23 protein-coding genes and 1 pseudogene are annotated in these 25,290 nt (G+C 40.6%); 4 read left to right on the forward strand and 20 right to left on the reverse strand.

From position 1 onward, the window contains the following. Positions 1-17: 17 nt before the first annotated feature. A protein-coding gene (locus RQM65_RS05235; protein ID WP_314012607.1) for an IS3 family transposase occupies positions 18-1,192 on the forward strand; the annotation gives its coding sequence in 2 pieces (ribosomal slippage) (positions 18-276 and positions 276-1,192; 1,176 coding nt in all). Here RQM65_RS05235 and RQM65_RS05240 read toward each other — a convergent pair. From RQM65_RS05240 to RQM65_RS05250, 3 genes are all read right to left on the reverse strand, one after another. Continuing rightward, positions 1,189-2,241, reverse strand: coding sequence for a transposase (locus RQM65_RS05240; RefSeq protein ID WP_314013194.1), 1,053 nt, complete (start codon positions 2,239-2,241; stop codon positions 1,189-1,191). The two genes, RQM65_RS05235 and RQM65_RS05240, sit on opposite strands and share 4 nt — an antisense overlap. 185 nt (positions 2,242-2,426) lie before the next feature. After that, a complete protein-coding gene (gene dnaG / locus RQM65_RS05245; RefSeq protein WP_314013195.1) occupies positions 2,427-4,409 on the reverse strand; it encodes a DNA primase in 1,983 nt (660 codons plus the stop codon). 76 nt (positions 4,410-4,485) lie between these two features. Continuing rightward, a complete protein-coding gene (locus tag RQM65_RS05250) occupies positions 4,486-5,757 on the reverse strand; it encodes a PQQ-dependent sugar dehydrogenase (protein WP_314013196.1) in 1,272 nt (423 codons plus the stop codon). 419 nt (positions 5,758-6,176) lie between these two features. Between RQM65_RS05250 and RQM65_RS05255 the strand changes: the two genes are divergently transcribed. From RQM65_RS05255 to RQM65_RS05265, 3 genes are read left to right on the forward strand one after another with little or no spacing between them, the layout of a single operon-like run. Further along, positions 6,177-6,680, forward strand: coding sequence for a T9SS type A sorting domain-containing protein (locus RQM65_RS05255; RefSeq protein ID WP_314013197.1), 504 nt, complete (start codon positions 6,177-6,179; stop codon positions 6,678-6,680). A 3-nt stretch (positions 6,681-6,683) separates the two neighbouring features. Beyond that, on the forward strand, positions 6,684-8,636 hold the full coding sequence (locus tag RQM65_RS05260; protein WP_314013198.1) for a hypothetical protein: 1,953 nt from the start codon (positions 6,684-6,686) through the stop codon (positions 8,634-8,636). Continuing rightward, positions 8,636-9,484, forward strand: coding sequence for a polysaccharide lyase family 20 protein (locus tag RQM65_RS05265; RefSeq protein ID WP_314013199.1), 849 nt, complete (start codon positions 8,636-8,638; stop codon positions 9,482-9,484). Before RQM65_RS05260 ends, RQM65_RS05265 begins: the two co-directional genes overlap by 1 nt. Positions 9,485-9,663: 179 nt before the next feature. Here the strand turns inward: RQM65_RS05265 and RQM65_RS05270 are convergent. The 17 genes and pseudogenes from RQM65_RS05270 to RQM65_RS05350 all read right to left on the reverse strand — a co-directional run. Further along, positions 9,664-10,620, reverse strand: a pseudogene (locus RQM65_RS05270) (IS256 family transposase); the annotation flags it as partial. A gap of 138 nt (positions 10,621-10,758) precedes the next feature. After that, a complete protein-coding gene (locus RQM65_RS05275; RefSeq protein WP_314013201.1) occupies positions 10,759-11,622 on the reverse strand; it encodes an IS3 family transposase in 864 nt (287 codons plus the stop codon). Beyond that, positions 11,619-11,894: a transposase gene (locus RQM65_RS05280; RefSeq protein ID WP_314013202.1), complete on the reverse strand. Its 276-nt coding sequence runs from the start codon at positions 11,892-11,894 to the stop codon at positions 11,619-11,621. The genes RQM65_RS05275 and RQM65_RS05280 overlap by 4 nt, the downstream gene beginning before the upstream one ends. A 36-nt stretch (positions 11,895-11,930) precedes the next feature. Continuing rightward, positions 11,931-12,197, reverse strand: coding sequence for a transposase (locus RQM65_RS05285; RefSeq protein ID WP_314013203.1), 267 nt, complete (start codon positions 12,195-12,197; stop codon positions 11,931-11,933). 62 nt (positions 12,198-12,259) lie between these two features. After that, a complete protein-coding gene (wecB, locus tag RQM65_RS05290; protein WP_314013204.1) occupies positions 12,260-13,345 on the reverse strand; it encodes a non-hydrolyzing UDP-N-acetylglucosamine 2-epimerase in 1,086 nt (361 codons plus the stop codon). Positions 13,346-13,673: 328 nt separating this feature from the next. Next, a complete protein-coding gene (locus RQM65_RS05295) occupies positions 13,674-14,447 on the reverse strand; it encodes a WecB/TagA/CpsF family glycosyltransferase (protein ID WP_314013205.1) in 774 nt (257 codons plus the stop codon). Positions 14,448-14,635: 188 nt separating this feature from the next. Beyond that, positions 14,636-16,492, reverse strand: coding sequence for an asparagine synthase (glutamine-hydrolyzing) (asnB, locus tag RQM65_RS05300; RefSeq protein ID WP_314013206.1), 1,857 nt, complete (start codon positions 16,490-16,492; stop codon positions 14,636-14,638). A gap of 332 nt (positions 16,493-16,824) precedes the next feature. Beyond that, positions 16,825-17,211 (reverse strand): transposase, encoded by a 387-nt coding sequence (locus tag RQM65_RS05305; protein ID WP_314013207.1) that lies wholly within the window; start codon positions 17,209-17,211, stop codon positions 16,825-16,827. A 183-nt stretch (positions 17,212-17,394) separates the two neighbouring features. Continuing rightward, positions 17,395-17,712, reverse strand: coding sequence for a DUF4372 domain-containing protein (locus tag RQM65_RS05310; protein WP_314013208.1), 318 nt, complete (start codon positions 17,710-17,712; stop codon positions 17,395-17,397). 216 nt (positions 17,713-17,928) lie between these two features. Next, complete coding sequence (locus RQM65_RS05315; RefSeq protein ID WP_314013209.1) at positions 17,929-19,059, reverse strand: prenyltransferase/squalene oxidase repeat-containing protein; 1,131 nt, start codon at positions 19,057-19,059, stop codon at positions 17,929-17,931. A gap of 111 nt (positions 19,060-19,170) precedes the next feature. Beyond that, entirely contained in the window at positions 19,171-20,226 is a 1,056-nt protein-coding gene (locus tag RQM65_RS05320) for a glycosyltransferase family protein (RefSeq protein ID WP_314013210.1), read from the reverse strand. 21 nt (positions 20,227-20,247) lie between these two features. After that, positions 20,248-20,772, reverse strand: a complete 525-nt coding sequence (locus RQM65_RS05325; protein ID WP_314013211.1) for a D-glycero-alpha-D-manno-heptose-1,7-bisphosphate 7-phosphatase — start codon at positions 20,770-20,772, stop codon at positions 20,248-20,250. Then, entirely contained in the window at positions 20,756-21,475 is a 720-nt protein-coding gene (locus tag RQM65_RS05330) for a nucleotidyltransferase family protein (RefSeq protein WP_314013212.1), read from the reverse strand. The genes RQM65_RS05325 and RQM65_RS05330 overlap by 17 nt, the downstream gene beginning before the upstream one ends. Beyond that, a complete protein-coding gene (locus RQM65_RS05335) occupies positions 21,465-22,058 on the reverse strand; it encodes a D-sedoheptulose-7-phosphate isomerase (RefSeq protein WP_314013213.1) in 594 nt (197 codons plus the stop codon). Before RQM65_RS05335 ends, RQM65_RS05330 begins: the two co-directional genes overlap by 11 nt. A gap of 18 nt (positions 22,059-22,076) precedes the next feature. Continuing rightward, positions 22,077-23,189, reverse strand: coding sequence for a glycosyltransferase family 4 protein (locus RQM65_RS05340; RefSeq protein ID WP_314013214.1), 1,113 nt, complete (start codon positions 23,187-23,189; stop codon positions 22,077-22,079). Next, positions 23,186-24,247 (reverse strand): GHMP family kinase ATP-binding protein, encoded by a 1,062-nt coding sequence (locus tag RQM65_RS05345; RefSeq protein ID WP_314013215.1) that lies wholly within the window; start codon positions 24,245-24,247, stop codon positions 23,186-23,188. The genes RQM65_RS05340 and RQM65_RS05345 overlap by 4 nt, the downstream gene beginning before the upstream one ends. Then, complete coding sequence (locus tag RQM65_RS05350; protein WP_314013216.1) at positions 24,234-25,193, reverse strand: NAD-dependent epimerase/dehydratase family protein; 960 nt, start codon at positions 25,191-25,193, stop codon at positions 24,234-24,236. The genes RQM65_RS05345 and RQM65_RS05350 overlap by 14 nt, the downstream gene beginning before the upstream one ends. Positions 25,194-25,290: the final 97 nt, after the last annotated feature.

Raw genomic sequence — 25,290 nt, forward strand, 5'->3', positions numbered from 1 at the left:
TTTAACTTTACCCTATAATGAGAAGAAAAGCAAGACATTACACTGATGAGTTCAAGCAAAAGGCCGTGGAACTGACCTATGCACGCGGTAGCATCGTTGAGATCTGCCGTGAACTTGACATCCCCAGATCTGTACTGGGCAGATGGAGAAAGGAGATGGGCGAACTCGGCCCCAACAGTTTTCCGGGCCGTGGCAACGCGAAAATGACCGATGAACAAAAAGAGATAGGCCGGTTGGAGAAACGCCTGAGGGACGCGGAACTTGAACGCGACATCCTAAAAAAGGCCATTGGCATCTTCTCCGCGAGCGACAGGAAATCTACCGGTTCATAAAGGACCACAAAAAGGAATTCCCTGTCGGGAAGATGTGCAAAGTCTTCAAGGTAAGCAGAAGCGGATTTTATGCATGGCAGAACCATATGCCCTCGAAGCGCGACAACGAGAACCGGATGTTGCTTTGCGAAATAATGCGTGTGCACGAACGGAGCAAGGCCAGTTACGGGAGCCCCCGTATGACCGATGAGCTCAGGGCCCGTGGGTTCGATGTGTCCAGGCCACGGGTGGCCAGGTTGATGAGGAAAAACGGGATACGGGCGGTCCACGCCAAAAAGTTTGTGGTAACGACCGATTCCAAACACAGGTATCCGGTGGTGGAAAACAAACTGGACAGGGACTTCTCCGCCGGGGAAAGCGGCCGGGCATGGGTATCGGACATCACCTATGTAAAAACGGCCAAGGGGTGGCTTTACCTGACCGTTGTCCTGGACCTTTTTGACCGTAAAGTACTGGGCTGGTCGCAAAGCGACGATCTGTGCGCGGAGAAAACCACGGTGGCAGCATGGAAAATGGCAGTTGTCAACCGTCCGCCCTCAAAGAAACTGATCTTTCATTCGGACAGGGGCATACAATATGCCTGCCATGATTTTGTCAATTTACTGGACAGCTACAAATGTGTTGAAAGGAGCATGAGCAGAAAAGGAAATTGTTGGGACAATGCCGTGGCCGAGAGCTTCTTTAAGACCATAAAGGTCGAACTCATCTATAGAAACGGCTACCGGGAGAAAAAGGAAGCTGCGCTATCGATATTCGAATGGATCGAAACATGGTACAACAGGAACAGGAGACACTCCGCTCTTGGTAATATGACAATCAATGAATTTGAGAAATCAATGCAACTTAAAAATGTAGCTTAACTAAATGTCCGTTTTTTTGTTGCAAGTCCAGTCAGGCCCTGCGCGTCCAGGACGGTCTTGCGGAAGCGTATCCCCTCGTGGAAGGCGTCGAAGGATAGGTGCTCGATAAAGCCGATGCCGCCCACCTGGAACTTGTGCACCTTGGCACCGAACTCCACCGGCTTTTTCTCCTTGCCCCTGACGATCGGCCTGACATAGGGCCTGTCAAGGCTGACGATGCGGCCCTCGGGCCGCACGCCGTGGTGGAACAGGGCGTACTGTTGTTCCCGTACCTTCCTGGCCGCGGCCCTGCGCACGTACTGGTCCACGGTGAACGCCAGGCCGTGCTCCCCTTCCATACGGTCCAGTTCCGCCGAGAACTTTTCGGTCAGCAGGAGCAGGGCCCTGGTCAGCGCATCCCGCTTCTTCTTGGTCTTCCTCTTCATCTTGCTGTAGGACACGTACCGCTTTTTCCATTTCAGGTACTTGCTGCGCGGCATGGCGACCTTTTTTTCCCCGCATACCTTTTTGAGCAGCCGGTGCAGCCAGTCGGTACATTCCCAGAGCAGTTTTACATTTGTAGGGTACCGCATGTTGCTCTCGTAGCAGGTGGCGTCCATCGTGACGGAGCCCTTGTCCCCCATGTGCGGGGACCAGTGTCCGTAGAGGGCCTTCTGCAGGGCGTCGATGTCGAGCTTTCCCCCCAGTTCCGACCGTATCTCGCTCACGATCTTGAAGTTTTCCAGACGATCGGCACCGATATAGATGCCGCAGAAGAACTGCCAGTCCAGGTTGCCGTTGAGCCCTTCGACAAGTTTTCTGTCGGAGCAATCCGCATAGTGCTTGAGGAACATCAGGGCGACCTTGCCCCGGGGGGAGAAGATCGCCTTCGGGCCTTTTTTCGCCTCCTTCACACCGAGGGCCGCCACCATGTCGTCCCAGGGCACCGCCCGGTAGATCTTGCCCAGATCGGATTCCAAAAAACGGTCAAAGAAAACTCCCAACTGTTCCTGTTGGGAGGAAAATGAAAAAGTGTGCTGGAAATCGCGGATTCTTCGTATCTTGGACATAACATCTTAGATAAAAACCCCGTTTTTCGAGCTAACGACTCATTCTCGGGGTTTTGTTTACTCTAAGATACGGATTATTACGCTGATAATCAATAGGTTATTTAACTTCTGAATGTCCCTGCCCGATACTTATTTACAAAAACAGAGCTCCTCGACAGACTAAGTGCATTCCCTGTCAATACCTTCTACGACAAGACCCTATTCAGTTTTTTGTTCAGAAGTTTGTTCAGGTTCAGGTAGTTCATAATTTCCTCAAGAGTTTCATGGTGGTCGTCATTACTTTCTTGGGTGTCGTTTTGCAAGGCCGACATTCTTTTCTTGATCAAAAAACAGCGTAGGGTCAAAATTGTTTCACTGACCAATTGTGCCACCCCAGCTTCCTTCTCTTTGGGGTAGATATCCTTTCGCTCCCAATTGTGTAGTACGTACTTTTCTTCCTCCATTAAGATCGAGGAAATTTCCGTTACCATTTCTTGATCAAGGTCGGACAAAAAGGTATTGATGGAAAATTCATCGCTCTCATTGAGCGTTTCGATCAATTTGTAATAGATATCCCTAAAGTGCTCGTTGGCGAGTTCGATTTCATCTTCTTGAAGATCTAGATATATCTTTTCATACACTTTGGCCTCAAGGGACATCGGTTCCAAAATGAGTTCGCCGGCTTCACTTTCCTTTAAGATCAAGTCTTCAAACTGCTCCTGCTCATTACCGTAAAGCAAGAGCAATTCTATAATTTTCCTTTCGAGTTCATATTGCACGTCGACCTTTTCGACGGCAGTCTCGTTTTTGACCACATCGAAGGCCTTCTGCTGTTCTTGTCTTGCTCTTTTGGCTGTCTCTGCCTGGTCTTTTTTACTGATTTGCGCCAACGTACTGAACAGAACGCCCTCGGACACTTTCATGATCTGCGCACATTCTTGGATATAGATTTCACGTTTTATCGCATCGGGAATTTTGGCGATGCTGTGGACTATATCCCGTACGGTTTCCGCTCGTTTGATAGGGTCGTCGGCGGCTTCGTTGGCCAGCACGTTTGCTTTGAACCGAATAAAGTCCTTGGCGTTTTCGGTAAGGTACTGTTGAACTTCTTCAAGTTCGTTGTTCTTGGCGAAACTATCGGGATCTTCCCCTTCCGGGAAGGTACATACCTTTACGTTCATGCCCTGTTCGAGAATCAGGTCGATACCCCGGACGGAGGCGCGAAGCCCCGCGGCATCACCATCAAAGAGCACGGTAATGTTATTGGTAAGCCGGTTGATCAAGCGGATCTGTTCAGGGGTCAGGGCCGTGCCGCTGGAAGATACAACATTCTCAATACCCCGCTGATACAACTGGATAACATCGGTATACCCCTCGACCAGATAGCAATTGTCTTCTTTGGCAATGGCCTGTTTCGCGAAAAAGATACCATACAGCACCTTACTTTTATGATAGATATCGCTTTCGGGGGAATTCAGGTATTTAGCGGCTTTCTTATCGTTTTTGAGGATGCGTCCCCCAAAGCCTAAGACCCGACCGCTCATGGAATGGATGGGGAACATCACCCGCCCCTTGAACCGATCGAACGTTCTATCGTTATTAGGATTTTGGACGTCTTGCTTCACTATGGTCAACCCGGTTTTTTCAAGGTACTTTAGCTGGTAGCCCTTGTCTAGCGCAGCCTTCGTAAAACCGTCCCACTGATCTAAGCAGTAGCCGAGTCCGAATTTTTTAATGGTATCTTCGGTAAAACCGCGCTCCTTGAAGTAGCTCAGACCGATGGCCTTCCCCAGTTCGGTATCCCAAAGCATTTCCGAAAAATGGTTGCGGGCGAATTCCGACACCAAGTACATACTTTCGCGTTCGTTGGCTTCCTGTTTCTGTTCGTCGGTGCGCTCGGTTTCCTCGACCTCGATATTGTATTTTTTGGCAAGGTATTTAATGGCCTCCGGATAGGTGAAATGTTCGTGCTCCATCAAAAAGGCGATTACATTGCCACCTTTACCGCTGCTGAAATCCTTCCAGATCTGTTTGACAGGGGATACCATAAAGCTAGGGGTGCGCTCATCGGTAAAGGGACTCAATCCCTTAAAGTTGGCACCCGATTTTTTTAGCTGCACGAAATCGCCGATGACCTCCTCCAAACGGGCGGTCTCATATACTTGGTCGATGGTAGTTTTTGCAATCACAGCTAATGGGTCGAAACTGAAATAGAGCCTAAATATAAGGCTCTATTATATTATTATATGAATAAAGTTCCGTGTATTATTGCGCAGAGACCCTCCAAATTACGCCGCCATCGTCGTCATTGACCAGCAGGGAGCCGTCAGGCGCAATAGTCACTCCGACGGGTCTGCCATAGACCTCACTCGCATCTTCATCAGCAATAAAACCGGTCAGGAAATCCTCGGGTTGTTGGGGATCACCATTTTCAAAAGGAACGAACATGACTTTATAACCCGCAAAGTTCGCGCGGTTCCATGAACCGTGCTGCCCTACAAAAGCACCGTTCTTAAATTTTTCAGGAAACTGATCTGCCGTATAGAAGACCAACCCCAATGAGGCGGTATGGTTCCCCATGGGCACATCGGGTACAATGGCCTTATCGACCAGGTCTTGGTGCGGATCGTCTTCCCATCTAGGGTCATTGATATTGCCATAATAACTATAGGGCCACCCGTACCAGCCGTCTTTTTCAACGCTAATAATGTAATCGGGCACCAGCTCGTTACCCAGCTTGTCCCGTTCGTTGACAGCCGTCCACAGTGCACCGGTAACCGGATTCCAGTCCATCCCAACGGGATTCCTAAGTCCATCCGCATACACGATTTCCCCGCTGCCATCGGGATTCACCTCCAGGATATTGGCACGGCGTTCCTCCTTTTCCATGCCCTGCTCGCCGACATTACTGGCCGATCCGACCGAAATATAAATTTTGGAGCCGTCTTCGTTGCTAATGATGTTCCGGGTCCAATGGTTATTGTACCCGCTGGCCGAAAGCTCGACAATTTTTTCGCCCTCGCCTTCGAGTTTGTTCTGTCCCTCTTTATAAGGAAATCGGTAGAGTCCGTCGGTATTGGCAACGTAAAAATACCCGTTCAACACCAACATCCCGAAGTTTTGGTTCAGGCCCTCCTTGAAAATATGCCGCTCGTCAACTTCGCCGTCGTTATCCGTATCCCGGAGCAAGGTAATGCGGTCGGCGCTGTTTTTAGTGTCCGACTCCGCCACAAAAATATCATTATTAGGTGCAACATACGTCCACCTTGGATGTTCGAGCCCGTCCGCAAATCGGGAAACGGAAAAGCCCTCGGGCGCCGTTGGGGTCTTATCATCGGGCCATCCGATTACTTCGCTATTTTTAGTCACCGATTCCGAGGAAAAAGGCGAAACCAATTCTAGGGGACCTATGGCGGTTTGGACGATGGTAACATCATTGTCCGCCAAATCTTCCTTGGTATCTTCGGACACTTTTCTTTCGTTCTTACATCCGAAGGCCAGCCCCGTACATAGCAGTATATAGAGTATTTTTTTCATTGTTTTGGGTTTTACCCTAAAATAGTGAGAAGACGTGCATTTTTAAAGCCAATGATTCGGTTTGGGATTAGTTTAACAGGCCATTGCACTGATACCATCTTCTTTGCCCTTATGATCTACCTCGGGTTTCCTGAATATCATCGCCGGATGAATGGCATTTTTGATATTCTAAGCCTTGCCCAACGAAGTGACCATGGGGCACGGGTCGGAAAGGGAAAATTGACAATAGTATGTAGACTATGCGCACTTGAACGATTGCATTACATCGAATAGGGGCAAATGGTTAAAATAATCGAAGTTGATCCCCGTTGTCAATAACACGTTTAAACTGATCCTTAATTTTGTAAAATGCCCAACAATGTAATTTTTTAACTCGAGTGCTATGTTTCTTGTAAATCCATATCTACTTATCCCCCATAATGAAGTACTTGATAATTCCTCTATTTTTGGTGCTTAGTCCCCTACCCTTAAGTGCCCAAAGTGTAACACTCGTTAACACCTCCTTAAGCAATGTTATAAATACTTCAGGCGGAGATGGTTCTGGCAAGGGGGGATATATTTCCTACTCGATAGGCCAATCGTACTACACATCCATAAACACCTCTGAAAACACTGTTTTTCAAGGTGTGCAAATACCGGTTTCAAAAAACAAAAGAGCGGAAATCACTAATAGCATGCCCAGTGTAATAACTATTAAATCTTACCCAAATCCAGCCACAGATTATTTTATTATCAATGTGGACAATTATGATGAAGGTTTGAGATATGAGTTTTACAATCTTCAAGGTAAACTTATTGCAAAAGACAAAATCGATAAACTAAAAACTAGAGTAAATTCCAGCAATCTGCAACCTGCGGTTTATATGCTTGGAATATTTTACAAAAACACCCCCATTAATAAACTTAAGATCATAAAACGATAAAAAATGAAATGGATAATTCCTTTTACTCTATTAGTCTTACTTACATGTAACACATTTGCGCAGACCCCTGAAAAAGTGAGCTATCAGGCAGTTATCCGTGACAATAACAATAAACTCCTAACCAATTCTAAGGTTAACCTTAATATTATCTTGAGGCAGGGTTCGCCTGATGGGTATATAGCCTATCAAGAAAACCACCAGGCCAGGACCAACGTAAATGGTTTAGTAAGTCTTCAAATTGGTGAAGGAAACAAAGAGGTTGGTGAGTTTTCAGGCATTGACTGGTCTCAAGGGCCCTATTTTATTGAAACCCAATTAGACGTTAAAAACACACAGGATTTCTCTGTAACTGGTGTTAGCGAGATGCTAAGCGTTCCTTACGCGCTCCATGCAAAATCGGCCGATAGTTTTACCGGAGATGGCAACGAACTAGCATTCGATAAATGGGATAAAGATATAACTGACGATTTCTCCGGAAGTTTTAACGATTTATCCGAAGTGCCCGATTTATATACTAAAAACCAAGTGGATAGCCTCGTAATAAATCTTGATGGCGGTGATGGTATCGTACAGTCTTTGAATTTGGAGGATGAAAAGCTATCCATTTCCGGTGGGAACTCCATTTCTTTTAATAATTGGGACACCAATGCTGCCGATGATTTTTCTGGAAGCTTTAAAGACTTATCTGAAGTACCCAATTTGTACACCAAGAGCCAAGTTGACAGCCTCTTTGTAAATATTGCTGGTGGTGATGGTATAGTGCAGTCTTTGAATTTAGAAGGCAAAAATCTCTCCATTTCGGGAGGAAACGTCATTTCCTTTGACAATTGGGACACTAATGCTACCGATGATTTTGACGGTGTATATTCAAAACTTATAGGAACCCCTGATGTTTATACGAAAACTGAACTTTATACTAAGAATGAAATCGATAATCTCGTTTCCGGCATAGAAGGAAGGGCAGGAAGTACATCACAAAATTTGAGTCTGGATGCTACTGAACTTTCCATTTCGGGAGGAAACACCATCTTCTTTGATAACTGGGATACCGATGTTTCCGATGATTTCTCAGGAAATTATAATGACTTGCAGAACCAACCTTCACTTTTCAGCGGAAATTATTCTGACCTAAAAAATGCTCCTGCCTTATTTAGCGGAAAATTTAACGATTTAGCCGGAGTGCCTAATATATACACCAAAAACCAGGTGGACAGCCTTGTGTTAAATCTTGATGATGGGGATGGCATAATGCAATCATTGAATTTGGAAGGAGAGGAACTTTCTATTTCAGGTGGAAATTCCATTTATTTTGACAACTGGGATACCGATGCTTCGGATGATTTCGACGGTGCATATTCAAACCTTACAGGAACACCTGATATTTATACGAAAACTGAACTTTATACTAAGACTGAAGTTGATAATCTCGTTTCCGGCATAGAAGGAGGGGGAGGAAGTACATCACAAAATTTGAGTCTGGATGCTAATGAACTTTCCATTTCGGGAGGAAACACTATTTCTTTTAATAACTGGGATACCGATGCCTCAAATGATTTTGATGGAGAATACACCAGTTTAAATGGCGCACCTAAAGTTTATACTCAGGATGAGGTAAATGCCATTAAAGCTGAAATATTACTTTACGTAAAAGATAACTATTCTCCAAAGGCAAGTATAGTTTCATTTTCTTCTTCCAGGAATGTATTATCTAATGATGTTGGTAATACTCTCGCCTGCACAACTTCAGCAACACTAACTATTAATACCGAATTTACAGGAATGAAGGTTGGTGATATTATTAATTTAGAGGTTCACGGTACCACGTTAACAGTAAATGGAGCAACAGGAGTAATTATAAACGGTAACTCTGGCGGTATCATCAGTATTGGAAACAATTCAGCTTATACCGGTGGGTTAATAAGGAAATTAGATAACAATTCATATATTGTATTATAATGAAATATTTCTTTTTTCTATTACTTTTTTCAACAAGTGTATATTCCCAAAACTATCATTATACACTGCGATTGAAACGGTCTATACCCACTCCTAAACCAACATATCAGCGAGACGAAACTAATATATTTCTAAAGGAATTATTCGAAAATAGTAATCTTGACCTTGATTTCGATCTCAGCGATTTTAATCCTGAATTAATAGGTAATCATTCTTTTTCTTTTGATAATAATATTAAAGATGCAGGAATTGCAAGTGGTCGATTTGAAATAAATGAAAGTGACCCCCTATTGTGGGGTGGCCACAGAGCTGAATTTGCTCAACCTACAAATTCAACATTGAATGAGGGTTGGTATGGTTTTTCACAATATTTTCCTGAAACCTACATAACAGATACCACAGAAGAAGTTGTTGGTCAATGGCATGACATACCCGATGATGGAGAAACAGCTGCTCGAAGTCCTTCTAATGCAATTTCTACTGGGAATAATCATCTTAAATGGACAACAAGATGGGATTCAAGGTCTATACAAACCAATAATATCACACAAGGTTATTTTGAAATGGATTTAGGAGTAATCCCTAAGAATAAATGGATAGACTGGGTTGTTCATATCAAGTTTTCTCATACCAATACAGGGATTTTGGAAGTTTGGATGGATGGAGTCAAAGTTATTGATAGGCAGAATATGCCTAATTGCTTTAATGATGTAAAATATCCATATTTTAAACTTGGTGTTTACAGATGGGAATGGGGCTCCGCTGTAACTCAAAGGGTAATTTATTATGATGAAGTTAGAGTTGGCAATAAAAATAGTAGTTATAATGAGGTTAGGCCGGGCAACTAGGTACTAATTCATGTTTAAAAAAGTAGTGAAAAAATATTAGCCATGGGTGTGTAATTTAAACTCTGTCCGGTTCACTTTTCATCCATTTCAAAACATGTCGGATCTTTTATCCGACGGGTTTTGGAGTGCGCCCCCGCGGCAGCGGCGTTCTCTTTGGGCCCTGTTCTCAGGTCGAACTGTATTCGGTCCCCAAATTTAATATAAAGTTGTTGAACGGTCAGGCTCCAATTATGCAATGGGCTGGTCCACTTCTTTTCAATGTTCTTTGTGGCCAGGTATATCAGTTTCATAAGGGCCATGTCGTTCGTGAACGCGCCCTTGGTCTTGGTCACCTTTCGGACCTGTCGGTGGAAGCCTTCCACCGCATTTGTGGTATAGATGATCTTCCTTATAGGTTCGGTATACTGGAAATACTGCGATAGCTGTTCCCAGTTGCGTTGCCAGCTCTCGATGACCACGGGATATTTGCTTCCCCATTTCACTTCGAGGTTCAGGAGTTCGTCTTCCGCGACCTCTTTGCTCGACGCCCGGTACACAAGTTTCAGGTCGCGCATAAATTCCTTTTGGTCCTTGGAGGCGATATATTTGAGCGAGTTCCTTATCTGGTGCACGATGCAGAGCTGTACCTGCGCTTTGGGGAATACGCCCAATATCGCATCGGTAAATCCCCGGAGGTTGTCCGTACAGGCGATCAGGATATCCTTCAGGCCGCGGTTGTTCAGGTCGGTAAGCACCTGCAGCCAAAAGTTGGCCCCTTCGCTCTCGGAGATGTACATGCCCAATATTTCCTTTCGGCCTTCCTTGTTGATGCCCAAGATGTTATAAAGTGCCTTGTGGGCTATCTTCCCGTCCACCTTCACCTTGTAGTGCATGGCATCGAGCCATACTATACAATAGAGCGGTTCCAAGGGGCGGTTCTGCCATGCCTTGACGTCGGGTATGATCCTGTCGGTTATCTGGCTCAGCACGGTGTGCGAGATATCGGTGTCGTACATTTCCTTTATATGCGAGGAGATGTCGCGATAGCTCATGCCCAGGCCATAAAGCCCGATGATCTTATCGGACAGGTTGTCCGCCAGGATGGTCTGTCGCTTTTTTACCAGTTCCGGCTCGAAACTGCTCTGCCTGTCCTGGGGCGTTATATACTTACCCCCATCCTTAGGACAATAATTCTTTAAAAATAAGTTTGATGATGGTGTTGAAAGAGGGGGGTCCGGGGGGAGACTCATAACTCGCCCTTTTTGTTGATAACCCTGTTTTGCCCTTTCGTGCCATCATGCCGCTTTGCTCTTTCTTTGTTCATAAACTGTTGACGGGGCCTCGTCCCCCAGGCTTTGGTGCCTCCGCTCGTTGTTGTAATATTCGAAATATTCCTCGAGCCCCCTGTAACATTCCAGCCCGTCGTCGGCCGGGAACAGGTAGACGTGCTCGTATTTGACGCTGCGCCAGAGCCGTTCGACGAATATGTTGTCCAGGCACCTGCCCTTCCCGTCCATACTCAGGCGGATCTCTTTTTCCTTTGTCACGTAGTCCGTGAACCCGATCGAGGTGAACTGGCTCCCCTGGTCGGTGTTGAGTATCTCCGGCGCGCCGTGTTCCCCGATGGCCGTGTCCAGTGTCTTGCGGCACCATTCCGATGTCATCGTGTTCGAGAGCGACCAGCCGACCACGTAGCGGCTGTACAGGTCGATTATCGCGCACAGGTAAAGGTAGCCGCCCCGTACGGGGATATAGGTGATGTCCGTCGCCCACACCTGCCCGCAACGCTCGATATCGAGGTTCTTCAAAAGATATTTGTATATCCTGTGCAGCTCCCCCTTGCCGCGCTTCGAGGTGTTCGGGTTCGGCCCCGTGGCCGATAGGCCCATCAGGCGGAACAGCCTCTCGATGCGCTTTTTGTTGACCTTGTATCCCATGTCCTTTCGCAGCCATGTGGTTATCCTGGGTACGCCCAGCCAAGGGTGCAATAGGTTCTTTTCGTCGATGATCCGCATCAGTTCAAGGTTCAGGGCGGTCTCGCCCTTCGGCTCGTAATAGACCCCGCTGCGGTGGATATCCAATAGTTCGCACTGGCGCACCACGCTCAGCCTGGAATCCCTTTTGACCAATGCCTTCCGTTCTTTTTTGGACTTACTCATGACGAGGCCGTCTTTAAAAAATCGTTCTCGACCTTGAGCTGCCCGATGGTCTTGAGCAACCGTTCCTCCTTCTCCTCGGCCTCGGTCTTGGCGCTCTTGGCCTTCTTGGAGAAGACCTCCTCGCCGTTCTTGAGGAACTGCGTCTTCCAGTTGGTGATCTGGGCGGGGTGGAGCTTGTGCTTCCTGCCCAGTTCCTGGATCGTTTGACGTTCCGATAGTGCCTCCAGAACGACCTTGAACTTGAACTTCGATGTGTGTTTCCTTCTACTCATGGTACAGTAAATTTAAGGTTAAAAATTAAACTTAACTTACTGTCCTAAAAGCGGGGGGAAGTATATTTCGATATCGAAGGTGCCGTAGCCGCTCTTGATGGTCTTTTTGCCCTTGCCGTTGCGTTTGTTCCCAACGTTACGCTGGGCCTCGCCGAGATGGCCTTCCATCTCCGCTTCGAGCGCTTTCTCGATGACGTTCTTCAGCATGGGGGCGAACGCGCCGCCCTTGCCGAAAAGGTTCTTGCCCGACATGAACTGGTCAAGTACCTTTTTCTCGAATTCCGTTTGTTCTCCTTTTCTCATGATTCTGTCTGAATAAAATTAATGATTAAATTTATTTCAGACAGAGTTCAGTTTACACTCTCTTAGCCATAGATATCAACCAAGTTATTTATTATCCTAGTGGCAGTTTTACCATCCCACATTTTTGGAATATTTCCTTTTTTCCATTTACCACTGTTTAGTTTCTTAATATAGGGAGGTATATTGTTAGGGTCAATTCCTACAAGTTCGTTTGTTCCAATAGTTATGGTTTCAGGTCGTTCGGTAGAATCACGCAGAGTAATACATGGTATTCCCAAGGCTGTGGTTTCTTCTGTAATACCTCCTGAATCCGTTATCACGCATCGTGCATTGTTAACCAGATAAATAAATTCCAAATAACCTAAAGGATCCATTTGCACTAAATTCATATCTTCATAAGTTATTTCTTCAAGAACTTTTTTTGTCCTGGGATGCACAGGGAACAAAACGGGATATGGGGCTGAACTTCGTAATATTACATCTAGTAAATTTTTTAAATTCCGGGAATTATCCACGTTCGCGGGACGATGCAGGGTAACTAAAAAAAATTCGTTTTGTTTTAGATTATTCTTCTGCCATATGGGAGGTTGAATCAAATTTTCAATATTCTGATACAAGGTATCAATCATTGTATTTCCCACTAAATGAATTCTCTCTTCAGAAATTCCGTTTTTAATTAAATTAGCATTCGCTAATTCTGTAGTAGTAAAAAAATAGTCACAAATAGAATCAGTTACCATTCTATTAATTTCTTCCGGCATTCTCATGTCTCCCGAACGGATACCAGCCTCGACGTGTACTACATCAATACATTCTTTTTTGGCGGTAATAGTGCAAGCCATCGTAGAGGTAACATCTCCTACAACTAAAACAACGTCAGGACGATGGAAATCAATCTCTTTTTCAAAACCTATCATAATTGCAGCTGTTTGATGGGCTTGGGTCCCTCCACCAGCACCCAGGTTTACATTAGGCTCGGGGATACCTAATTGCTTAAAGAAATCACCGCTCATCTTATCGTCATAGTGCTGACCTGTATGCACCAGTCGATACTTAATTTTTTTATTTTTTTCGTTGAATACATGAATTGCTTTAATGATTGGGGCAATCTTCATGAAGTTTGGCCGGGCTCCGGCAACAATCGTCATCCGCATAGATCAGTTTAAAATTGAAGATGAAAAATTATTTATTTAATTTACTTCAGCACTTGATTATACACCGCTAAAACTACTATATACCACTTATTTAAACACAATTGAAACACCTTTTCTTCATTGTCCCAAAATTTAAAGTTACTCAATTTTCCTATTTTAGAGTACTCCGGATTCTGGGGTAGCTTTCAAACCTACCTATGAAACTATACAAGTGAAAATGGCGTTGTTTGATGTATAAAATAAAGAGAAGTAAAAAACTATCTCCGTCAGGCATTTTTAATCTCTGTTGGAATGATAATATAAAAAATCATTCAGACAGAGTTTAATTTACACCCTCTTTGAATCTCAAACGTTCATTTAGAACCATTAATATAAACTTTGTATTTCCAACAAGATATCGTTTCCACATTCTTTTAGGTTCTTGTAAAAAACGATAGAACCATTCTAATCCAGCATTTTGCATCCAAACAGGAGCTCTTTTTACTCTGCCAGAAACGACATCAAAGCTTCCCCCTACTCCCATAATGAAATTAACTCTATGAAGTATTCCCTTATTTCTGTACAAAAAAAGTTCTTTTGTGGGCGAGCTTATTGCTACTAATAGTATGTTTGCTCCACTGTTAGAGATGCGTTCTGCAATTTTACTTTCTTCCATTAAAGTAAAATACCCATTGCGATACCCGGCAATAATATCTGGAGAATATTCCTCTGAATATCTGTCCACTACAGATTTTACCACCTCTTCTTTTGCTCCTAAAAAGAATATTTTATATTTCTTTATATGAGATAATTTTATAAGATGTTCCATTAAATCGATTCCCGCTACTCTTTCTTTTAGCGGTTTTCCCAAGAATCTAGAAGCCCACACCACAGACTGCCCATCTGCATTAATTAAATCACTGCTATTAACACTTTTTTGTAATTCTAAATCTGTACGCATGGCTACTATTTTGCCCGCATTTACAACCACATGATGGATTTGTTCATTATCTCGAATCGCCATTTCTATTTTGTCAAGAGTCTCCTGAAAGCTTAGATTATGGATTTTGGTATTGAGAATATGAATTTGATCTGTAGTTTTGTAGATTTTTTTCAAAAGTCTAAGGAAATTTTTTAATGATATTCAACGTTTAATAGATACAACTAATAACCTCAACATATCAAATAAATATCAACCTTGGCAATTTTTTTATTGAAAATTTTCATTTCATAAAATAAACCATGTAAATAAAGGCATATTTTTATTAAACATTAAACAGACTGTTTTCATAGCAAGCCTCATTATCAATTATTAAACAAATAATTTAGACTTAATAGATGAAATATTTGCTTTTCTAAATTTTCGCCCTCCTTATGTCTATTCAGTATTTCCCTAACTTTGTTTTGATTGAACATAGTCAAAAAAGCAGAATTATGCATAAATATATTTTCCAGTTCATTCCTATTTTCTCTAAACCAAATTTCAGTAGGAGATTTAAAACCTATTTTTTTTCTATTGATAATGGAACCCGGCAAATATTCCTGTGCAAACGCTTTATGGATAATCTTTCCTTTCCTTGAATTGTATTTATATTTACTATCTAAAGATTCAATAAATGCGATTAGACTATTGTCCAGAATAGGAACCCTACATTCAAGGCCAAAATTCATGGTGATTTTATCTGTATACATCAAAAGGTCATCTGCAAGTGAAGTACGTAAATCATAATATAAAAACAGGTCTTTTAATTCACTATTGTTGGGAGTTCTACTTTTCCAGATTTCACTTATTAGAGTCTGGTATTGTTGCATTTCATTTAATCCTTGTTTCCTAGTTTTTGGATTTACTATGTTTGCAACATAATTTTGGGATGAGATTGCGCAATATTCCATCCAGGATGAAACCAAATCTTCAGGTTGAATAGCTTTAAGAAATCTTCTAAGATGTTCCTTATTTTTATAAACAAAATCAATTTTATCTAAAGGTGAGCTTATTTTTCTAAAAAAACGAATTTTCTCGAGATAAGGTAGTGCCCTATATTTGTTATAACCGCCCAGAGGCTCATCTGCACCTTGCCCACTCAAAACCACTTTGACGTGAGAAACAGCTAATTGGGAAAGAAAATACATAGGGATAATGGAGGTTGTCGCTATGGGTTCTTCTACGATTTGTGCAATTTGTTTAATTGATGTTAAAAAATTAGGAAAGTTTATTTTTTGGTCATAATGATCGAGTCCAAGTATTTCGGCAGTCTCACGGGCATAACTTATTTCGTCAATTTCTTTATGGTCTCCCTCAAAACCAATAGTAAAAGCCTTTAATTTTTTAGCACTCCTTTTTTGGGCAATTGCAGCAACCAAAGCTGAATCTACACCACCACTTAGTAATATCCCTATATCAACATCTGCCATGAGCTGTCTTTCCACTGCACTTTCAAAAAGATCTCCATAGATATTGACAAGCTTTTTAAACTCATCTTTTCTTGTACCTAACCGCTCCCCTTTCACAAAATATTCCTTACTAACCTTGACAACACTTTCGCACAGATCAAAGGAGATAAGTTGCCCTGGTTCTACCTTTTTGATCTCATCAAACACAGTTAATGGGGATGGGCTGTATCGCATTCTTAGTGTGATAAATGCAACACCTCTGTTTATTGCAGATTTTATGTAAGATTTGATAGGTCTTATCTCAGAAGAAAACATTAATCGGTTTCCGTCAAAATAGTAATATAATGGTTTAACGCCAAAACGGTCCCTGGCCAGAAAAAGTTTCTTTTTTTGCACGTCCAAATAAGCAAGAGCAAAAATTCCGTTCAGGCAAGAAAGACTTTCAACAATTGAGAAGTGTCTCAAATAATTAACTATGGTTTCAGTATCGGAATGACCTCTAAAGGATATATGGGGTAATTTTTTTTTAAGCTCCAAATGATTATAGATCTCTCCATTAAAAATGATAGAGGCATTATTATCACAAGCAGACATAGGCTGACTACCAGCCTCGCTTAAATCTACAATGGAAAGGCGACGGTGTAAAAGCGAAACTGAATGCTCTCCTATATCAAAAGATTGAATACCCGATGCATCAGGGCCACGATGTTGAATTAAATTTAGATATTCTGAAGTATTATCAAAATTGACACTGCCCAGGATTCCACACATATAGATATAACTAGTTTTGTTTAATGATTGGGAATTAGTACTGATGCGTTAATATTTAATAGTCAAGTAAATTCATTTGTTCTTTGAAATTTTGATTTGAGTTTTTTTCTGCAAGCAGTTCTTTTATGAATATTTTGTCCATGGCTGATAAGCTTAGTATTTGCAGTATCTCGTAAATTGACAAACTACTGCGCAGGGAGTGTTTGATGTTCGCTATTATCAAGTGTGTGCAGATTGCGGTTCATACGTGTATGTCGACTACATTTTCGGAATGTCCCCATAGCCTTTTTATGGTCAGGTTCTGTTTTCCACTTGAAGAACACCTCTATTTGTCACCTGTTTCTGTAAAGCCTTGGTATTTCAAGGGCCGAGACTTCATGGTTGTTGGTCAAGAAATAAAGAGTGATCTCTTTTTTTATGTCTTGGTATTCAACCAATCTAAGTGGTTCGGGATATAACTTTTTAGACCTGTGCCCATTGAGCAAGATGGTCTTGTCGCTTCTCAGGCCTGTTTTCGTGTTTATGTTGTAATTCTGGTAAATGACGGTATAACCCATATTGGACTTTGCCCTTGACACGAAGAAAGCGCCGGCAAGATTTATGTCGGAAAGTGCCTCGAAGTCATTATAGGCCTTGTCCGTAAGGTAGATTGCACCGAATACCGGCACCAGTACATCCAGCACATTGCTATTGTGATATTTCCCGTCCGTAATCAGCACAAAGGAAGGTATGTTGTCGCGCAGGTCGAGCAGTGTATGGATTTTTATGGCTCCTCTGGACTATTTCCCCGGCGCCCATTGGAAAAGCACCAAACTAAGGGAATTCGTAGTCGAGTCCCACGCGAACACTTCATTGTCCAACTTGATATTGGGTATGGAGGTGCCCGCCTAAAAAGGGCGTACCTAACCGATCAAGTATTGGCCGAAGTCCGCGAATATCCTCCAGTCCCTGTTCTCATTTGCACGTGATAGGGAAGACTGATTGACGTGACCGCCCGTTCCCAAATGGTATAACTTGTTCTTGTGCGCTTTAAGGCAAGTAGAGATATCCCTGAGAGAATTAAGGGCGGTCAATTGACCAAAGAACAATTGGGCGAACTGGTTCCAACAATTGAAATCACGGGTTCTGTAATCGCCATTGTATCGCCTGACACATTTCCCGAACTCATACCTGTTCACATATTGTAGGACTTGGGCGAAAATATATTTTCCAGAATTCATTACAGTCTGCTTTAGACTGCTAAGCTAAAACTCATTTCAAATCAAAAAATCAAAGAACGTCTTGAATGTCCTATAAACGTTGCGATAAAACAAAAAATTAAAAAGTTAACGCATCACTAGTAATGGGGAATATATCTCCAATTTATGGAACTTGCCTTATTAATCAAGCATATAATTTCCTTCAAAAACTCTTAGCACTATTTATTGCTTCGTTATTTAATAATATTTTATTTTTTTTGAAAGTGCATATAGATAGGGTAAAGTAGCCCATCTTAAGGTGTTTTTATTAACTTTTAAATTTGGGTAGACAATATGGGAGTAAATATCATCACCTGCTACAAAGTTTAATTTTATAGATGCTAATAATTTTTCTATTAACATGTCATCCTTTAAAAGGATAGCAAGATTCAGCATTTCTGCATTGTCATATAAGTCATATTTAACCGGAGATAACCTATCCGTTACACTAAAACGTTTAAATAAATTTCTTTTTGAATCCCATAAATGATTTTTTAAAAATTGGTAACCATGAGAAATAATTTTCTCACTATTGGATAATGGCACTATTTCATTAACCTTAAAAATATTTTTTAAAACAAAGCAAGTGTGAAAACAATCTATAAAGTTACCAGGAGTCTTATCGGAATAATAATACCAACTTCCATCAGAATTTTGGTGATTTACTAGAAATTGATAAAGACGTTTTACTTTATCTTCGCTATACTTACGCCCTAAAGGACTCTTATCTATTAATAAAGCATAACTCAGCATGGCATAAGAATTTGCGTTGATGACAATTCGCTTCTCTGGTCTTGGCGAATAAGATAATGCCAGTACTGAATTCTTATCTATCATCTTGTGCAAATCGCCATCCAAAAAATTAAAAACACTAACAATAATATTATCATATTTATTATCTGATGTTAACTTTTGAAAATCTATAAAAGCCTCTAATACATAAGGGGTATGTGTAACATGGGGAATATTTTCATCATAAACTGCAATTTTAGAAACCCACGGCATATTAAGACCCCAACAGTAACCACTAAAGCCATGACTATAATTATTTGCAAGCCAACTTATTGAATCGCGGGCAAACGATAAATATTGAGTTATCTGTGTTTTTCTGAATAATTCCGTCCCAATTAAAGCTTTATAGGCATGGGCAATGGGATATGGTCTTTTATCATAGCCATATCTTATATTGTTATATATGTAAAAATCGAATATAGTTAGACCTGCAGAAGGCAATACGCCTAATATTTTGTTTTTATAGAAAACCTTTTTTATATTTTGTCCCAGTTGGGTATTCCATATATCATATGGATCAGGAGTTTCCAGGTTCACCGAGGATAAATGTTTTTCAAATAATTGCAAAGATTGGGTCATAATTTTTAAACCTTTGGTTTTGAGAAATATTCAAGAAGGAATCTTTAATTAAGGTCCATCCCAATGATTTTAATTATAAACATAATTCAAATAAAAATCTTTATAGTTGCTTGCATTAAACTGAGGCAAATCCGTGGCTGTGGTCAAAATTCCAGAATTATTTTTTAAATCACTATCCACTTCATTTATAACTTTCATAAGAGAATTTAAATCTCTATTCTTAAAAATATAAGTACCAGCTGGCCTCTTCACAACATCTGAAGCAATTACTATCTTTCCCAAAAATAGCCCCTCCCTAACCGTTAGTGCATCACCATCAGTATTGGTAGCACGAAGAATTATATCCGCTTGTTTTACTAAGCTTATAAATGAAATAGAAAATTTATGTAGAAAAAAAAGGTTGCCCAAGTTATATTTTTGAATCAGATCTTCATATAATTTGACACTTAATCTTCCCGTGGTATCACTTACTATAAATACAAAGGCAATTTTTATATTTTTTTCCTTGCATAATTTAGCCGCTTCTATGCATATGTCCAATCCGTATAAATCCTCATTATTACATATATCTAGTCTTGAAGCATTTGAACAACATATAAAATAACCTTTATCTTTTTTATCCTGTAGCCAATTGTTTATTGTTAATTGTAGTGGCTCCTCCTCTTGTAGGTTGGGAGGAAGAAATGCGTTTTTTATTAAAAAGTTCTTCAAATTAAACTTTTGAGAAATCTCCTCACTCACCAATATCACAAGACCAGTTTGCTTAAATATAAATAGGTCGATATATTTTTCAATAAAAGTTTTACCTTTTTCTTCGTATGCGTGCACAGTAATTATCATTTTCTTGTTCAAAATCTTTGCCGTGCAGAAATGTAATAAACGTAACAAATAATGCCCACTGTGAATATGGATGATATTAGATTTTGACACCAATTTAAAATAGGTTAAAAAATTAAAGGACCTTAAATTAAAAAGTGTGGGTTTTAGGTGAGGGGACTCATCAATTTTGATAATTTCAAAGTTAGCGCTAAGAAGTGTTATTAATCTTTTGATATGAACACTTACACCGCCAAAAGGCGGAGGATATGGACCAATTATTAATAATTTCCTTTTTTGGGATCCCATTACCTTTTTTTTCCTAACAAATTATTCCCATTCTGGAAGACCCAATAGATCTTTCGTAGATTCGATATGAATATCAGCAATAGGGTTACTTCCAGATGAAATTAAAATTGTCCGGAGGCCCAGTTCCTTTGCCGGAATGATATCTGTAACTGAATCCCCTATCATCCAAGAATTCTGAAAATCGATAGGATAGTCTTCTAAGGCATAAAAAAAAAGGCCTGTTTTGGGCTTTCTACACACACAATTGTCCTCGTTCAAGTGTGGGCATACGTAAAAATAATCAATAAAAGATCCGGTTTTTTTGTCAATGCTCTGATTTAGCTTTATGACTTCATTATAATCTATTAGCCCCAGGCCTATACAGCGCTGATTCGTTACCACCAGAATCTGTGAAAATTGCGATCGGATAAATTTTAAAAATTCTGAAATTCCAAGTAAAATCTCAATATCTTCTTCTTTTAATACATAGCCGTCATCAATCTTTTTGTTCAGCACCCCATCACGATCTAAAAAAAGCGTATCGTATTTTTTATTTATTGCTGCCATTTTTAAATATTTTTTGAGCCAAATTGTAGTCTTCTGGAATGCCTATATCTATAAAAAAATCTTCAAAACACTTCCCATACGCTTGAGTAATTTTTAAATACGGTTTGAAAAAATCATTTTCCAGAGAAAATTTTTGTGGTAATTCAAACGGTTCAAAAAGGTTTTTATTAATAAAATACGTGCCGCCATTAATAAGACAGCTTTCTTCTTGATCATGCTTATTTTCTGAAAAAGACAAAATGCGATCATTTGAGGAGCATGCTACTCGCCCATATCTGTTAGAAAAAGGTAATTCTTTCAATGCTATGGCAATTTCAGCATTTTTTTTGTGGGCAAAGATTTCCAATTGGTTTAAGGGGATATTAAAAAAGGTATCTCCATTTACGATAAAGGTATAAGAACCATCAACTTTGGTAATGGCTTGACTTATGGCGCCACCAGTTCCCAGGGGTTGATTCTCAATACTATAAGAAATTTGTAAGTCAGAAAATTTTTTGTTCTGTGACAAATAGTTTTGTATAATCTCATGTTTATAACCTACCGCCAGGACTACTTTTGTAATCTTATTCTTTATCAGATAATCAAGGATGTAATCCAGAAAAGGCTGGCCGTTAACTTCTGCCATCGGCTTGGGCACATCTTTGACAACCGCTCGCAGACGTGTGCCCAGACCTCCTGCAAGGACTATTGCTTCATCTGTCATACTCTTTTTCTTTAAAAAGTTCGCGTTCTACGATCTCGCAGATAATGTGGCCGATTAGAATGTGCGTTTCCTGAATCCTGGGAGTATCAGTTGATGGTACATTGATCAATAAATCGGTTTCCGCCTTCATCTGTCCCCCAGTGCTACCCGTCAAGGCGATAGTGCTAACCTCTGATTTTTTACACTCTTGAAAAGCCCGAATAATATTTTTTGAGTTACCAGAAGTTGAAATACCTATTAGTATATCCCCTTTAGCTCCTTTTGCCTTAACCAATCTTGCATAAACCTCATCATACGAATAATCATTTGCAACCGCTGTAATGTAAGAGGAGTTTACATGCAATGCTTCAGCAAACAACGGATCACGGTCAAAATAAAACCTTCCGGAAAATTCAGCTGCCAGATGCTGTGCATCTGCTGCACTTCCACCGTTTCCACAAAATAGGACTTTACCTCCACTTTGAAATACATGGATTATCTGCCATGCGGCCTTTTTTATAATTTCAAGCAAGTCCCTGTCTTTTGCAAGTCGACTTTTAACCGCTATGCTTTCTGATATCTTGGATAAGATAAAACTTTCCACTATCTATCTTTTTAAAAATTAATGTGATTTTGCTGCCAAAACTTCGGCAAACATTGTATTGTATTTGTTTACAAGAGCAATAGTGGAATAATTAGCTTGCGTGTAATTTGCCAGTCTTCCCCTAAGTTTTTTATATTCCCGTGCTGACATTTCCATACAATTTTTCAGAACCTGCTCCAAATCTGCCTGCGACGAAAGGTCATAACTATATCCCGTAACGCCTTCTTCGGTGAACTCAATAAAACCCTCTGCATTGCTCACTAATACCGGTTTATTATAGTTGTATGAAATCATCAATGGACCACTTTGCGTGGTATCCCTATAGGGAAGAACCACATAATCTGCCATTTCAAAAAAGAAGGGGATCTCTTCATTAGCGATAAACCGGATGTTTGATATGACTTGATCTGAACCATTTATAATAGGCACATAAGTTTCCTCCCAATCATCACAGCGACCAGCAATTACAAGCCGCGCATTCTTATGGTTATCTTCAATGTTCTTAAAGGCTTTAAGCAATATATCCAATCCTTTGTAGGCTATAATATTTCCGAAAAAAAGGAAATTTACTTCATTATTGGATTCCTTTTTATCTGGAAGTGCACCAAAATCGATTAGGGGCAGGGAGATAGTATAAACAGTTTTATGCGGAATTCTTTTATGCAACAGTTTTTTTTGAATTTTTGAAAAAGTTTGAAAATTCCAGAATTTCTCGATTAATATGCTATTGCTTAAGTCAGTTAGACGACCAAAAGATGAATTGCTATGAGTTTTTACATCATGCAATGCAATTATCGTTCTGGAAGGATTTAATAACCCTATTAAGGTATTGAGGTAAAGTTGACCAAAATTAGCAAAATAAATCAAATCTGTATTTGAGTTACGTATATGCCTAACTATCGAAAAATAGGTTATAAGCAACCTGGGGTCCCTAAAACGGTGGTTTAGTTCAAATGGGATAAAATGAATATTATTCTCTTTACAATACTCTGCTAATTCCTTTTTGGTATAGTTAGAATTTTTGTAAGGTATAATAACAGCGTAAGTAATCTCATGATATTTACCAAGATACTTGAGAATGCTCATTTGATTATCACTAAACGCAGATGATGATAAAAAATAAATTTTCATAATCCTAGAATATGTGCGCTCCTCACGTCTTTTTCAATCTTCCAACTGGAAACACTGTCATTAAAAAAATGGAAATTCACAAACTCGCCCCCAAATTCGGCCAGGGCTTCCTTAACCTCCAGCCGACGCATGGGATCTACAAAAAGCATCATAAAACCGCCTCCTCCTGCACCAGAAATTTTTCCACTTACAGCACCAGCACCCAGAGCTTTATTATAAATTGCGTCTATATGATCATTGCTTATTAAAGATGAGGTCTTTTTTTTGGCCTCCCACGCATCCTGCATAATCATAGTTAGATTTGCTATTTCACCTTTTAATAAAAATTCCTTGATAAGGTAGGCATCGTTTTTAATCTGGTGCATGGCCCTCAAGCGGTTTACATTTGAACTTTTTAAGCTGGATTTCTGATCTTCGATAATTTTGGAAGATGACCGGGAAACACCAGTGTAATATAATAGCATAGATGTTTCCAATTCCTCAATGTGTGCTTTCTTGATACGAAGTGGGTTAACAATTACACGGTTATCTGCATTAAACTCTATAAAATTAAATCCCCCAAATGTTGCTGCATATTGATCCTGCTTGCCGCCGCTCAATACAAGATCTTCTCGCTCTATGGAATAGGCAAGTTGTGCAACGTCATACTCACCCAAAGGTAGGTTGAGTAATTCTATAAAGGCTTGCAGGATACACACGACCATCGTAGAAGAAGATCCCAGCCCAGAGCCAGCAGGTGCATCACTATAGGTTTTTATGGTAAAGGCAAATGGGGCAATATTAAAGTCCTTTATAATCCGGTTATAGACCCCTTTATGGAGATCAAGTTCCCCATTGATTTCAAGTTCTGCTGAAACTTCGAATTCTATTTCCTTTTTCAGGTCCAGGGCCACCATTTTAATCATTCCAGTTTCGGTTCGCTGTAGGGTACAATACGAAAATAAATCAATTGTAGCGCTGAGTACACAGCCTCCGTAAGTGTCACTATAGGGGCTCACGTCTGTTCCCCCACCCGCAAGACCCAGACGCAATGGGGCTTTAGATCTAATTAAGGTCATAATGCATTTTTAAAAGTTCGTTAATATATAAATTAATTTTTTCCTTATTTCCATGGGTTTGCTTTGCTATTAGCGGTAACAATTTTTCGGCCTTTGTAAAAAATTGAAAACTATGCTCCAGTTCTTTGGGCAACGGTATTTTTTTTATCAGGGTCTCCTTATTAGGCTTTATTCCTTTTGCCACAAAAGCACTGGCAACAATATCTGCAACTTCCAAGTGTGATACAGGGTTATCACCCCCCAAGTCATAAATACCATTTACGATACTTTTATCTTCCAATATAGTTAGAATCACTTCGGCAACATCTTCTACCCAAACATAATCCCGTGCAATATCGCGGTTAAAGACGTCAATAAAACCATTTTGCCGAACAAAGGTGAAAAACCGCAAAGGCAAACTGGCATTTTCATCTTTATGGAACTCTCCCAATCCAAAAATATTGAAAAGCCTCAACCCTATCACCTTATTTTCAAAAGAGGATAGATTGGCGCTTACATGTTTGTCAAAAAGCCACTTGGACCAGGCATAAATATTATGGGGGTTTTCGGAATTCTGATCTTTCTCTGTTTTGGGGGCATTACCATATACCGCGGAACTTGAAGCATAAATCAAGGGGATATCCCGATCCTGAGCTATATCCAGATACATCTTACTATGTTCATAATTGGCCGTCATCATAATGTCGGCATCCTTTTCCAAGACATCCGCGTTAGCTCCAATATGTAGAATAGCAGAGATTTCATAATGCTCCAATACAGTCTTAAGAGAGGTAATACCTTGCTTATAAGAAATATAATCTACGAAGTTGAGGGATGTCAAGTTTTTGAATTTACGCTCATCATAATTATCAATTATTATGATATTATTTTGCCCTTTAGCATTTAATTTCTTGACAACATTTGAGCCTAAAAACCCGCAACCCCCCGTAACTATTATGTTTTTCAAACTATTTATAATTTTTATATTTATACGCTCCGGTATGAATTGGCCAGCTCCTCCCAGCCATAATGCTTATTATAAATAAATAGCATAATGCTTGGGT

The sequence above is a fragment of the Pricia mediterranea genome (assembly GCF_032248455.1).
Lineage (GTDB): Bacteria > Bacteroidota > Bacteroidia > Flavobacteriales > Flavobacteriaceae > Pricia > Pricia mediterranea.